Annotated in this window: 14 protein-coding genes and 1 tRNA gene; 11 read left to right on the top strand and 4 right to left on the bottom strand. The window is 66.0% G+C overall.

What is annotated here, in order from left to right; genetic code table 11:
• Positions 1-152: 152 nt before the first annotated feature.
• From L286_RS34775 to L286_RS34765, 3 genes are read left to right on the top strand one after another with little or no spacing between them, the layout of a single operon-like run.
• A complete protein-coding gene (locus L286_RS34775; RefSeq protein ID WP_020818692.1) occupies positions 153-2,330 on the top strand; it encodes a TonB-dependent siderophore receptor in 2,178 nt (725 codons plus the stop codon).
• Positions 2,330-2,908, top strand: a complete 579-nt coding sequence (locus tag L286_RS34770; protein WP_020818693.1) for a hypothetical protein — start codon at positions 2,330-2,332, stop codon at positions 2,906-2,908. The genes L286_RS34775 and L286_RS34770 overlap by 1 nt, the downstream gene beginning before the upstream one ends.
• Positions 2,905-4,257 carry a PepSY-associated TM helix domain-containing protein gene (locus tag L286_RS34765; protein ID WP_021223362.1) on the top strand — a complete coding sequence of 451 codons (1,353 nt, stop codon included), beginning with the start codon at positions 2,905-2,907 and terminating at the stop codon, positions 4,255-4,257. Before L286_RS34770 ends, L286_RS34765 begins: the two co-directional genes overlap by 4 nt.
• A gap of 123 nt (positions 4,258-4,380) precedes the next feature.
• On the opposite strand, the gene L286_RS34760 is transcribed toward L286_RS34765, so the two are convergent.
• A tRNA-Leu gene (locus tag L286_RS34760) sits at positions 4,381-4,467 on the bottom strand.
• Between the two features lie 142 nt (positions 4,468-4,609).
• Here L286_RS34760 and L286_RS34755 point away from each other — a divergent pair.
• The 3 genes from L286_RS34755 to L286_RS34745 all read left to right on the top strand — a co-directional run bounded on the left by L286_RS34755 (position 4,610) and on the right by L286_RS34745 (position 6,509).
• Positions 4,610-5,365 carry an alpha/beta fold hydrolase gene (locus L286_RS34755; protein WP_007686919.1) on the top strand — a complete coding sequence of 252 codons (756 nt, stop codon included), beginning with the start codon at positions 4,610-4,612 and terminating at the stop codon, positions 5,363-5,365.
• Positions 5,365-6,222 carry a hypothetical protein gene (locus tag L286_RS34750; RefSeq protein ID WP_020818695.1) on the top strand — a complete coding sequence of 286 codons (858 nt, stop codon included), beginning with the start codon at positions 5,365-5,367 and terminating at the stop codon, positions 6,220-6,222. The genes L286_RS34755 and L286_RS34750 overlap by 1 nt, the downstream gene beginning before the upstream one ends.
• 77 nt (positions 6,223-6,299) lie before the next feature.
• Complete coding sequence (locus L286_RS34745; RefSeq protein ID WP_007686923.1) at positions 6,300-6,509, top strand: glycine zipper domain-containing protein; 210 nt, start codon at positions 6,300-6,302, stop codon at positions 6,507-6,509.
• Positions 6,510-6,512: 3 nt separating this feature from the next.
• On the opposite strand, the gene L286_RS34740 is transcribed toward L286_RS34745, so the two are convergent.
• On the bottom strand, positions 6,513-7,217 hold the full coding sequence (locus tag L286_RS34740; protein ID WP_007686926.1) for an SIMPL domain-containing protein: 705 nt from the start codon (positions 7,215-7,217) through the stop codon (positions 6,513-6,515).
• A 103-nt stretch (positions 7,218-7,320) separates the two neighbouring features.
• Between L286_RS34740 and L286_RS34735 the strand changes: the two genes are divergently transcribed.
• The 3 genes from L286_RS34735 to L286_RS34725 are packed head-to-tail and all read left to right on the top strand — an operon-like array spanning position 7,321 to position 8,953.
• Positions 7,321-7,755 (top strand): VOC family protein, encoded by a 435-nt coding sequence (locus L286_RS34735; protein WP_025160459.1) that lies wholly within the window; start codon positions 7,321-7,323, stop codon positions 7,753-7,755.
• Positions 7,756-7,759: 4 nt separating this feature from the next.
• Positions 7,760-8,482 carry a hydroxyacylglutathione hydrolase gene (gloB, locus tag L286_RS34730; RefSeq protein ID WP_007686930.1) on the top strand — a complete coding sequence of 241 codons (723 nt, stop codon included), beginning with the start codon at positions 7,760-7,762 and terminating at the stop codon, positions 8,480-8,482.
• Positions 8,483-8,536: 54 nt separating this feature from the next.
• Positions 8,537-8,953, top strand: coding sequence for a hypothetical protein (locus L286_RS34725; protein WP_007686932.1), 417 nt, complete (start codon positions 8,537-8,539; stop codon positions 8,951-8,953).
• A gap of 52 nt (positions 8,954-9,005) precedes the next feature.
• Here L286_RS34725 and L286_RS34720 read toward each other — a convergent pair whose 3' ends face one another.
• Both L286_RS34720 and hisN read right to left on the bottom strand, forming a co-directional pair.
• Positions 9,006-10,775 (bottom strand): AMP-dependent synthetase/ligase, encoded by a 1,770-nt coding sequence (locus L286_RS34720; protein ID WP_020818696.1) that lies wholly within the window; start codon positions 10,773-10,775, stop codon positions 9,006-9,008.
• Positions 10,776-10,988: 213 nt separating this feature from the next.
• Positions 10,989-11,774 carry a histidinol-phosphatase gene (hisN, locus tag L286_RS34715; RefSeq protein ID WP_013038946.1) on the bottom strand — a complete coding sequence of 262 codons (786 nt, stop codon included), beginning with the start codon at positions 11,772-11,774 and terminating at the stop codon, positions 10,989-10,991.
• Between the two features lie 128 nt (positions 11,775-11,902).
• On the opposite strand from hisN, the gene L286_RS34710 reads away from it, so the two are divergent.
• Complete coding sequence (locus tag L286_RS34710) at positions 11,903-12,331, top strand: VOC family protein (RefSeq protein ID WP_025160458.1); 429 nt, start codon at positions 11,903-11,905, stop codon at positions 12,329-12,331.
• A 55-nt stretch (positions 12,332-12,386) separates the two neighbouring features.
• Positions 12,387-12,623 (top strand): hypothetical protein, encoded by a 237-nt coding sequence (locus L286_RS34705; protein ID WP_007686938.1) that lies wholly within the window; start codon positions 12,387-12,389, stop codon positions 12,621-12,623.
• Positions 12,624-12,634 lie beyond the last annotated feature (11 nt).

Genomic DNA, 12,634 nt, shown 5'->3' with positions numbered 1-12,634 from the left:
AGACGCCGCATCCAACCGTAAAAATGCTATTGCGAGTTATTCGCGTTTATTTTAGAGAGCCGATCGTTCGAACTCGGTCGCCTGCGCATGTGCTGACAGGATCATCACGCGGCAGCCCTCCGAAAGAGACAAGCAGACGAAAGGGTATTCCGTTGAAGTCGATCAAGTCGTTGCTGCTGGGCAGCGTCGCCATGAGCTTTTGCGCAGCCGCGCAGGCCCAGGAGGCTGCGCCGGGCAGCGATGACCAGGGCGCCATCGTCGTCACGGGCACCTACACGCTCGATCATAGCATCGATACGGCGACCGGCCTTGGTCTCGCCCTGCGAGAGACGCCGCAGTCGGTCAGCGTCATGACCGCCCAGCGCATCCTCGACCAGAACCTGATCACCGTGAAGGACGTGATCCAGAACGGCGTCGGCGTGGCGGTCAACGAAGTCGATGACGTGCGCAACAGCTTCTATGCGCGCGGCTTCGAAATCCGCAATACGCAGATCGACGGCGTGCCGGCGGCCTGGACGCTGGCCGGCGCCAATGGCGAGACCAGCGCCGACGTGTCGATCTACGAGCGGGTCGAGATCGTGCGCGGCGCGACCGGCCTCCTCTCGGGCGCGGGCGATCCGTCCGCGTCGGTCAACCTCGTCCGCAAGCATGCCGATTTCGCGGACTTCAAGGGCTATCTCAATGCGGGCGTCGGCAGTTGGGACAGCTGGCGCCTATCGGCCGACCTGGGCGGCGCGCTCACCCCGGACGGCCGCGTCCGCGCCCGCGTCGTCGGCCGCTACGAGCGGGGGAAGAGCTATATCGACATCCAGGACAGGAAGAAGTGGGTGCTCTACGGCGTCGTCGAAGCCGATGTGACCGATTCCACGCTTGTCCGCGCGGGCATCTCCCATCAGGACACTAAGCCGAGCGGCGCGACCTGGGGCGCTCTGCCGACCTTCTACAGCGACGGCACGACGACATTTCTGCCCCGCTCGCAGACCACGGCGGCGGACTGGACCTATTGGAACACGACCAACCAGAATATCTTTGCGACCGTGCGCCAGGCGTTTGGGGAGCGCTGGAGCCTGACCGTCAATTACAATCGCCTGAAGAATAGCGGCGACACGCAGCTTCTGTATCTCTACGGCAATGTGAACAAGGCGACGGGGACGATCGATTCCTCCAATCCCTACAAGTCGACCGGCGAAAGCGTCCAGGAGAGCTTCGACGGGCAGCTCAAGGGCGAGGTCTCGCTGTTCGGCCGCGATCATGAAGTCGTGCTGGGGGCGCTGCACAGCATCCTCAATCGCCATACCGACAATTTTGTGGCGCCCTACACTCGGAACAACCCGGCCTGGGGCGCAGGATTGAACGACTGGGCGAACAATGTTCCGCTCGTGGGCGAGGTCGGCGTGCCCTTCCCAGAGCCGGTCTGGGGCACCACGCCCGTCCGCAACGAGCAGGAGCGCATCAAACAGACCGGCTATTATGCCGCGGTCCGCCTGAATATCGCCGATCCGTTCAAGGTCGTCGGCGGCGGCCGTCTGGCAAGCTGGCATCAGACCGGCTTCGCCTGGAGCGGTCCCAGCGACTATGGCAATGACGATGTGTTCATTCCCTATGTCGGCGCCTTGCTGGACGTGACGCCGAACCACCGCCTCTATGCAAGCTATACCAGGATCTTCCAGCCGCAGAACCTGCTCGACCGCAACCTGCGGCAACTCGACCCGCTGAACGGCAATGCCTTCGAGATCGGCCTGAAAAGCAGCTTCTTCGGCGACAAGTTCCAGACTTCCATCGCGCTGTTCCAGATCAAGCAAGACAATGTCGGCCAGCCCGATATCATGGTCACGCCGCCCGGCGGCGGCCTGCCGCAGCAGACCTATGTCGCGGCCGAGGGCATCACCAGCAAGGGCGTCGAACTTGAAGCGACCGGCCAGCTGCTGCCCGGCTGGAACGTCAACGCAAGCTATAGCCGGTTCTGGGCGGACTACAGCAATGGCGCTCCGGCGAACACGGACCAGCCGCGCAAATTGCTCAAGGTCTTCACCACCTACAGCTTCCCGGTGCTCGGCCGCGACCTGACGCTTGGCGGCGGCGTCAACTATCGCGGCGTGGCTTATTCGACCGGCGCCAACCCGGTCACGCTTGCGCCCTTCCGGTTCACGCAGGGCGCCTATACGCTGGTGAGCGTGATGGCGCGCTACAACATCACCGACCAGGTCGAGATCCAGGCAAATGTCGAGAACCTGCTCGACAAGACCTATTTCAGCCAGGTCGGCTTCTATAGCCAATATCGCTATGGCGCCCCGCGGAACTTCACGGTCGGCGCGACCTATCGCTTCTGATGGCTGACACGCTTCTGATCCTCGCAGGCGTCAGCGCGGCATGCGGGAGTGCCGCGCTGCGCCATGCATGGTCCCTGCACCGGCGCTCCAGCCTGTGGAATGCCGCGGGCTGGGGCTTGTTCCTGCTCGGCGTCCTGGCCGGCTGGTGGGGCGCGGGCGCGTGGGGCGTCTCGGTCGCGTCGCTTGTCGGCATGAGCGCGGCGCTGCTGATCCTCAGCCATGCCGCCATCACGTCGCCGGCCGCCGCCAATGCCAAGGCCTCGAACAGGCGTGTCGGCATGCTGCCCGAACGCGGCGAGCCGCTCCATCTCCGGCGGCGGCTGATGACCTTCCTGATCGTCGTCATCTTGGCGATGATCGTCTCGACAGGACTTGGCATCGCCGCCTATGGCCTCATGGCGCTGACCGGCGCGGCCGAGGCCAATTCCGTCGTGACGGGCTTCTTCGTGACGCCGCTTGCCTGGTCGATCCTCGCCTATGCGCTCCTGATAGAGGAGCGCCGCATCCGCCAATGGGCGACGCTCGGCATCTTGGCCGTGCCGGGGGCGCTGGCTCTGATATTTGGATTGTCCGCATGACGACCATCGCCCCTGAAAGCTCGACAGTGAAGCGCGCTCTTTCGGCGCATGCCGCCATCGGCCTGCTCGCCGGCGCGCTGCTCTATATCGTCAGCCTCTCCGGCACGCTCGCTGTCTTCTACCAGGAGTTTCAGCGCATTGAGCAGCCCAGGGCGCCGGAAATGGCGTCGATCGATCCGCAGGCGGTGCAACGCGGCATCGAGGCGGTGCTCGCTCGCGAGAAAGGCAAGCCGCTTGCCACCCATCTCTATGTCCACCTTCCCGTGGAAGGGCTGCCGCGCACGGTCATCACCACCGACACGCAGGCCGTGCATATCGACAGGACCGGCAAGATCGCGGGCAAGGAGGAGATCGCCTGGTCCGACTTCCTCGCCCAGCTTCACTATATGCTCAACATTCCGGGCCTGTTCGGCTTCATCCTGGTCGGCATTCTGGGCGTCATGATGCTGACGCTCTCGCTCTCCGGCGTGATCGCCCATCCGCGCATCTTCCGCGACGCTTTCCGCCTGCGAGCCCGCGACAAGGGGGGCCTTGGCCTTGCCGACTGGCACAACCGGATGAGCGTCTGGACGCTGCCCTTCATCCTCGCCATCTCGCTCACCGGCGCGCTCATCGGCACGGCAGGCCTCACCGCCTATGGCATTGGCGCAACGGGCTACAAGGGCGATATGGAGGCAGTCTATGCGTCCATCTTCGGCCCCGAGGGCAAGCCCGATACCAAGGCGGCGCCAGCGCCCAATATCGCCGCGGCGCTCGACTATATGGCCGCACATTATCCCGGCCAACGCCTCACCTATGTGACGCTGCACGACCCTCTGACCGCCGGGCAGCATGTTCAGATCGTCGGCACCTTCGAACGCAGGCTGGTGTTCGGCGAATATTATAATTTCGACGCGGCCGGTCGCTTCATCGGCAGAGCCGGCATCTCCGACGGTCCCGCAGGCCGGCAGATGGCCGCCTCCAACTATAATCTGCATTTCGGCAATTTCGGCGGCCTGCCGGTCAAGATGGCCTATTTCATCCTTGGCATGGCGCTCACGGCCATCTGCGCGACGGGCACCTATATCTGGCTGGGCAAGCGCGAGCGGCGTGGTATCGGGGGGCCGCGCATCCGCGCCACGTGGGATGCCGTGGTCTGGGGCTCGCCGCTGATCCTCGCCCTGGCATTTGTCCTGCGCAAGACGCTGGGCAACGACCTGCCGCTGGTCGCGATCTTCTGGGGAGGTCTTGCCGCCATACTGGTCGCCGCATGGTTCTTTGCGGCGCCCGGACAGATTGCCAAGCTGCTCAAGCGCGCGCTTTTGCTGGCGTGCGGCCTGGGTTCGGCCCTGGCCCTCGCCGGTTTTTGAATGCCGATCGGTCTCCAGGGAGCTGCATGAATCGAACTGAATGGACGACTGCTTGTAGCACCCGACTGGCGAAAGCCGCTTATTTTCAGGGGTTTCCAACCAATATAATGGATTGGAAGAAAATGGTGCCCAGAAGAGGACTCGAACCTCCACGACCTTGCGATCGCCAGCACCTGAAGCTGGTGCGTCTACCAATTCCGCCATCTGGGCACGGGGTAGGAGCGCGCAACTAGCCGCTGGCCGTAGGGCTGTCAATTGCGGCGGGCGCATTATTTTTTATTTTTCTGGTTTCCCGGCCAAGAGCTTTTTACGGCCCTTTTTCAAGGCCACTGCCGCTGAACTGGAGAATAGCATGGATCGTCCCGACATCGCGCCGCCCGCCTTTCACCCTCGCCCGGACGGGTTGCGGCTGGCCTGTCGGCATCGGCCCGGCGCAGGGCCTACGATCGTCTTCCTGCCCGGCTACATGTCCGACATGGAGGGGGGCAAGGCGGTCGCGCTGGACGGCTGGGCGCAAAGCCAGGGGCGGGCGATGCTGCGGCTCGATTATGCCGGCAATGGCGCAAGCGAGGGGCGGTTCGAGGATGGCACGCTGGCAAGCTGGCGCGACGACGCGCTGTTGCTGATCGATTCGCTGGTCCAGGGGCCGGTGGTGCTGGTCGGATCTTCCATGGGCGGCTGGCTGGCGCTGCTGATCGCGCTGGCCAGGCCCGAACGGGTGGCGGGGCTGGTCGGCATCGCGGCGGCGCCGGACTTCACCGAATGGGGCTTTACCGACGCGGACAAGGCGCTGCTGGCGACGGAGGGGCGGATCGTCGAGCCGACCCCCTATGGCGATAATCCCTATGTCACCACCCTGGCCTTCTGGGAATCGGGCCAGTCGCTGCGGCTGCTGGAGGGGGAGATCGCGATCGATTGCCCGGTGCGGCTGTTGCAGGGTCAGGCCGACCCCGACGTGCCGTGGCGGACGGCGTTGCGGATCGCGGAGCGGCTGCGTTCATCCGATGTGCAGACGCTGCTGATTAAGGATGGCGACCATCGCCTTTCCCGCGATCCGGACATCGCGCTGCTGATCCGGACCCTCGCCAGCCTGTTGGACAGCCTGTGATGCCCTTCCTCCTCCCGCTGCTGCTGCTCGCCCCCCAGGCCTATGATCCGGAGGTCGAGGCGGTGATGAACCGCAAGAGGAAGGAAAGGGCGGAGGCCTCCGCCGCCGCCGTTGCGCCCGTTGCGCAGGCCAGCGACGGCCGCATTCCGGTGCCGGACAGATATGCGGCGAAATTCCAGGCCTGCCTGGACCAGGCGGCGGAGGCGCCGGACAAGGGCGTCGCCTTCGCGCAGCAATGGCGGATCGAGGGCGGCAGCTTCTATGCGCGCAACTGCATGGGCTTCGCCTATGCCCGCGCCGAACGCTGGGCGCCCGCCATCGTCGCCTTCGAACAGGGGGCGGACGAAGCCGAGCGCAACGGCGAAATGGCGCAGAGCGCCCGGCTGTGGGCGCAGGCCGGCAATGCCGCGCTGGCCGGCGGCGATCCCGCGAAGGCGCGGGATGATTTCGACGCGGCGCTGGCGCGGGGCCTGCCCGACGGCATGGAGAAGGGCGAGGTCCATCTGGACCGCGCCCGGGCGCTGGTGGCGCTGAACGACGGCGGGGGCGCACGCGCATCGCTCGACATCGCGCTGGAACAGGTGCCGCAAGATCCCCTGGCCTGGCTGCTTTCGGCCACGCTGGCGCGCCGGTCCGGGGAAATGAAGCTGGCGCAGGCGCATATAGCGCGGGCGGTGCAGCTTTCGCCCGATGATGCCTCCGTCGCGCTGGAGGAGGGCAATATCGCCATCCTCACCGATCATGAGGACGTCGCCCGATCCGCCTGGCAACGCGCGGTGAAGCTGGCGGCGGATGCGCCCGCGGGCAGGGCGGCGGCCGACAATCTGTCCCGCTTGCCGCCGAAGCCCGCCGACTGACGGCTTGCGAAGGGAACCTCGGCCTCTCCTTCTCCGTTGGCCCGCCAGGCGGGACGCAAGGAAAAAGGAGCCTGAGGATGCAGGATCGTCATGGAAAATTCGCGGCGCTCGCCCTGCTGGCGGCAAGCGCGCTGGCGTTGACCGCCTGTTCGCACGGCGCGACGCGCGGCGGACTGATCGGCGGCGCGGGCGGCGCCGTGGTCGGCTCCGCGACCGGCCTCGGCACGGTGGAGGGCGCGGTGATCGGCGGCGCCGCCGGCGCGATCATCGGCGACGACAAGGATTGATCGTCAGTTGAGATAGAAGTCGACCGTCGTGACGACGCGCACCTTCTTGTAGGGCGTGTCGCTCGACCCGTCGGCCTCGCCGTCGCGCGCTTCTATCGAGAAATAGCCCTGGGTCGCGCTCTTGATGCCGCCGACGCTGGCGCCGCTGTCGCGGGCGAACTGTTCGGCGGCGGCGCGGGCGTCCCTGGTCGCGGCGGCGACCATCGGGGGCTTCACGTCGTTGAGCCGGGTGAAGCTGTAGCGCATGCCCGATCCCTCCTGCAGGGTGACGCCGCGCCGGACCAGATCGAATTGCTGGGCCACGGCCCGCTGGGCGCGGGCGATGTCGGTCGTGCGCAGCAACATGCGCTGGGTGATGGTGATCGTGTTGACGCCATTGTTGATATATTGGTTGACCCCCGCGCCGGTCGCGGTCAGCGCATCCGGCTTGAAGCCCAGGCTGGCGAAATAGGCGCGCAGTTCCCGCGTGTTGTTGTCGATCTCCGCCCGGACGGCGGGCAGGTCGAACCCGGTGGCGGAATAGCTGATCGACCAGGTGGCGAGGTCTGCGGTCACGTCCTTTTCCGCCAGTCCGCGCACGGTGACGGATCGGTCCGCCGCCCTGGCCCGCTTGAGCCCGTCGCCCAGCAGATAGCCGCCGCCGACCATGCCCAGAGCCAGCACCGCCGCGCATCCCAGGAGCAGCTTGTCATGATAAGTTAAGGCCATGTCCGCCTCCCTCTTCCGTCCGGGCCTGACGCATCCTATCTTGATGCTGCCTTAAGGCTGCGGAGATGAACCGTTGCTTTATGGCGACGAATGGAGTGATCTCTTGCCAAAATATCTGCACACGATGATCCGCGTGACCGACATCGACCGCACAGTCGCATTCTTCCGCCTGCTCGGCCTGGAGGAGCAGAGGCGCTTTGACAACGCGCAGGGGCGGTTCACCCTGGTCTTCCTGGCGGCGCCGGGGGACGAGGATGCGCAGGTCGAGCTGACCTACAACTGGCCGGCTGAGGACGGCAGCCCCGCGGAGGTCTATGGCGGCGGTCGAAATTTCGGGCATCTCGCATATCGGGTCGAAAATATCTACGAAACCTGCCAGCGGCTGATGGACGCGGGCGTGACCATCAACCGGCCGCCGCGCGACGGGCACATGGCCTTCGTGCGGACGCCGGACAACATCTCGATCGAACTGTTGCAGGACGGGCATCTGGAACCGGCCGAACCCTGGGCGTCGATGCCCAATGTCGGAGCCTGGTAGCGCCATGCTGGAGGTCGTCCGCATCCCCGTGCTCAGCGACAATTATGTCTGGCTGCTGCATGACGACGCCAGCGGGGAGACGGTCGCCGTCGATCCCGCCGTGGCGGAGCCGGTGCTGGAAGCGGCGCGGCAGAGGGATTGGACGATAAGCCAGATCTGGAACACCCACTGGCATGGCGACCATGTCGGCGGCAATGCGGCGATCAAGGCGGCGACCGGCTGCACCATCACCGGCCCCGCCGCGGAGGCGGAGAAGATCGGCACGCTGGACCGCATGGTGCGGGAGGGGGACAGCGTCCGCATCGGCGCCCACCAGGCCGCCGTGCTGGAGGTGCCTGCCCATACCGCCGGCCATGTCGCCTATCATCTGGCCGACGACCGCCTGATCTTCGTCGGGGACACGCTGTTCGCCATGGGCTGCGGCCGGCTGTTCGAGGGGACGGCGGCGCAGATGTTCGCCAATATGCGGCGGTTCGCCGCCCTGCCCGACGATACGGTCGTCTATTGCGCGCATGAATATACGCAGTCGAACGGCCGCTTCGCGCTGACGGTGGAGCCGGACAACGCCGCCCTGCGCGCCCGCATGGCGGAGGTCGACGCGGCGCGCTCGCGGGGGGAGGCGACAGTGCCGACCAGCGTCGGACAGGAGCGCGCGACCAATGTCTTCATGCGCGCCAGCGACGTTGCACAACTGGCCGAGCGGCGGGCGGCGAAGGATGCGGCGTGACGGTTTTCGCGCCGGTCCGGCGTCCTGGAATCGGGACCAATGAGGAGAGGTGCCATGCGTCCGTGGATATTGGGTTCCGGCCTGTGTCTGGCCCCGCTGCTGCTGGCGGGATGTTCGGGCGCTCATGAGCCGCCCAGGCTGACCGAAAAGCAGACAAGCGAACTGGAGCGCGCCCTGGCCGGCAAGGTGCCCGGCGAAAAGACCAGCTGCGTCAATCGGGAATCCCAGTCCAACCTGACGGCCATCAGCAACAGCGTCCTGCTGTACCGGGTCAGCCGGCGGCTGGTCTATCGCAACGACCTGATCGGCAGTTGTTCCGGGCTGTCGCGGGGCGACACGCTGATCATCAGGACGTGGGGATCGCAATATTGCCGCGGGGACCAAATAACCAGCGCCGACCTGATGACCGGCATGGTGACGGGAAATTGCGCGCTGGGCGACTTCACGTCCTATCGCGCGCCGTCGAAATAGGTTTGCCGGCGGGTCATGCCGCGTTCCTGCCACGAACCCGGTCGGCCGGGATTCACCCCTTGTACAGCGCGTCCAGCCGATCCTGATAGCGGGCGCGGATGACGTGGCGGCGGATTTTCATCGACGGCGTCATCTCGCTATTCTCTATGGTGAAGGGTTCGTCGGCCAGGATGAAGCGCCGCACCCGCTCTATCACCGACAGATCGTCATTCACCCGGTCGACCGCGGCGCGCAGCGCAGCCTGATAGGCGGCATCCTTCTCGATGCCCTCCACCTTGCGTCCCTGCTCCGCCGCCCATTCGCGCGTCCATTCGGCGTCGGGCACCAGCAGCCCCACCAGATGCGGCCGCCGGTCGCCATGGACCATCGCCTGCCCGATCTCCGGCTGGAGCGTCAGCATGCCTTCCACCTTCTGGGGCGAGACATTGTCGCCCTTGTCGTTGACGATCAGATCCTTCTTGCGGTCGGTGATGCGGATGCGGCCCTTTTCGTCGATCTCCCCGATGTCGCCGGTGTGCAGCCAGCCATTTTGCAGCGCCCTTTCCGTTTCCGCCGCATTGCGCCAATAGCCGTGCATCACCAGTTCCCCGCGGACGAGGATTTCGCCGTCGTCCGCGATCCGCACCTCCACCCCGTCCAGCGGCGGCCCCACCGTGTCCATCGCGATCCCGGCGCGGGGGCGGTTGCAACTGATCACCGGCCCCGCCTCGGTCTGGCCATAGCCCTGGAGCAGCGTCAGCCCCATGGCGTCGAAGAACAGGCCGACATCGGGATTGAGCGGCGCGCCGCCCGACACCAGCGCCTTCATCCGCCCGCCGAACCGGGCCGCGATCTTGGGCTTCAGGGTGCGCGCCAGCAGCGCCTTCATCGGCAGGTCGAGCAGCGATTTCCGCCCGCGCTGCTCCTTCGCCGCGATGCGCAGCGCCTGGCCCAGCAGATAGGCGGGGAATTTGCCCTGCTTCTCGATCGACTTGATGATGCGGGCGCGCAGCACCTCGAACAGGCGGGGGACGACGACCATGATCGTCGGCCGCGCTTCCTCGATATTGCTGGCCAGCTTTTCCAGCCCTTCGGAATAATAGATCTGACCCGCCACCATGATCGGCAGGAACTGGCCCCCGCTATGCTCATAGGCGTGGGACAGGGGCAGGAAGGACAGGAACACCTCCTGCCCCCGCCCGAAATCCTCCTCCAGCAACTTGTCGGCCCCCTCGATATTGCAAAGGATGGCGCCGTGATGCTGCATCACCCCGCGCGGCGCGCCGCCGGTGCCGCTGGTGTAGATGATGCAGGCCAGATCGTCGCGCTTCGCCGTCTGGCTGGCGGCGCAGGCCTCGATGTCGGTGGGATAATGGGCGATCAGGTCGCTCCATAGATGGCAGGCGACATCGCCCTGCATGCCGCGCAACGGCTCCATGCCGATGACGAAGCTGGCCTGCGACCGCAGCACGGCGGGCATCAGGTTCTGCGCCAGCTTCGCGGTGGAAACGATGACGGCGCGGGCGCCGCTGTCGGTCAGGATATGCTGGTGGTCGCGGGTGGTGTTGGTGGTGTAGGTCGGCACCGTGACGCAGCCCGCCGCCATGATGGCAAGGTCCGCGATGCAGAATTCCGGCCGGTTCTCGCTGACCAGCATCACCGGATCGCCCGGCTTCAATCCCTGCGCCTGCAATGCGCTGGCCAGCGAGGCGACCTCCAGCGCGACTTCGGTCCAGCTCAGCGATTGCCATTCCCCCGCCGCCTTGCGCCACAGGAAGGGGGCGTCGCCCATCGCCCTGGCGCGGTCGAAGAACATGGTCACCAGATTGGGAAAACGCTCCATCGCGCTCAAAACGGCATCTCCTCGCTAGCGGCGCGTCTTTTTGGCGCGCTTTCCTGCCTCCCAGGCTATAACCGCGCCCTGCCGTAACGGCCATGATTTTTCGCGGATTTCCCGGAAACGCCTGCACGGCGCCCCGTTAAAGCGCCCGTGGCAGGAGCGCGCTATATTCCGGGGCGGCCGCCGACGTCCGCTAGCCATGAAATAATTAGTGGGCTAATGATCCTCATGCCCCTCGGCCAGCGCCTCCAGCACATCGTCCAGCCGCGCCGCGTCGCCAAGCGCGATCACCCGGCCGTCGCTGTCATGGGTGAGCGGTTCGCCGGCCCAGTCGCACATCCGCCCGCCCGCGCCCTCGACCACCGGCACCAGCGCCGCCAGATCGTGCAGCTTCAGCCCTGCTTCGACCACGATGTCGACATGGCCGGACGCGACCAGCCCGTAATTATAGCAGTCGCCGCCCCAGACGGTGTCGCGGCACTGCCCCGCAAGGCGCGAGAAATGCTCGGCGGTGCAGCCGGGGAAAAGCTGCGGCGCGGTGGAGGCCAGGATCGCCTGGTCCAGGGCGCGACAGGCGCGGGTCGTCACCGGCCTGCCGTTGAAGGTCGTCGGTTGCCCCATCATCCCCGCCCAGCGTTCGTCCGCTATGGGCTGGTCGATGATCCCGATGGTGGGCCAACCCGCCTGCGTCAGCGCGATCAGCGTGCCGAAGATCGGCCGCCCGGCGATGAAGCTGCGCGTGCCGTCGATGGGATCGAGGATCCATACCCGCTCCGCATCCTCGCGGGCCGCGCCATATTCCTCCCCGATGATGCCGTCCTGCGGCCGTTCCTTTTCCAGGATCGCGCGGATCGCCGCTTCCGCCGCCCGGTCCGCCTCCGTCACGGGGGACTGGTCGGATTTGAATTCCATGTCGTAGCGCGCGCGGAAAAAGGGACGGATCGCCGCGCGGGCGGCGTCGGCAAGGCGGTTGGCAAGGGCCAGGTCGTCGCGGGTCGTCATGCCGTCGGCCTAGAGCATTTTGTGGCCGGGCGGAACGGTCGACGACCGGAAAATGCACAAACAGATGTCGCGGCGATCGCATGCAAGGGATAGGCTGGACTTCGCCGATTCCCTGAAGGAGGGACATGATGCCCGGTTCTCCCGTCATCCCAGCGCTGCGCTATGCCGACGCGCCCGCCGCCATCCGGTTTCTCTGCCAAGCCTTCGGATTCGAAGTGCAGGCCAGTTACGAGGACGCGGAGGATCCGCATATCATCCACCATGCCCAACTCGTGCTGGGGGAAGGCATGGTCATGCTGGGCAGCGCCCGCGACGGCGAGGGGGAGTCGCTCTACAGCTGGACCACGCCCCGCGAACTGGGCGGCGTCACCGCCTGTATCTATGTGGTCGTGCCCGATGCCGACGCCCATTGCCTCCATGCCCGGAACGAAGGCGCCGTGGTGGTCAGCGAGCCGCATGACAATGACGGCTATCCCGGACGCGGCTATGAGGCGCTGGACCCGGAAGGCAATGTCTGGAGCTTTGGCACTTACGATCCCTGGGCTCATTTCGCCTAAAGTTCCGCCGCTTCGGGTCGTCCTACTCCTTCGGCATGTCTTGAAGGAGTTGCTGGTGGCGCTGATCGGCTGGATTGCGAGTTTCATGGCCCTGTTCGGGGGGCTGGCGCTGTGGCAGGATATGCCGTCCGACGGCTCGCCCGCATTGGCGAACATCCTGTTCATGCTGGCCCTGCTGACCTGCCCCTGGCTGTGGCGCGACAAGCCGCTGGGCATATCGCTCAGCCAGCGCATCTTCCTGGCCATGGCGCTGCTATGCAGCCTGCCGCTGCTGCTGTTTCCGCGCAATTGAGCAAAGTCGCG

It is taken from the genome of Sphingobium sp. HDIP04 (assembly GCF_000445085.1).
Lineage (GTDB): Bacteria > Pseudomonadota > Alphaproteobacteria > Sphingomonadales > Sphingomonadaceae > Sphingobium > Sphingobium indicum.
This window is presented reverse-complemented; position numbering and strand designations above follow the sequence as displayed.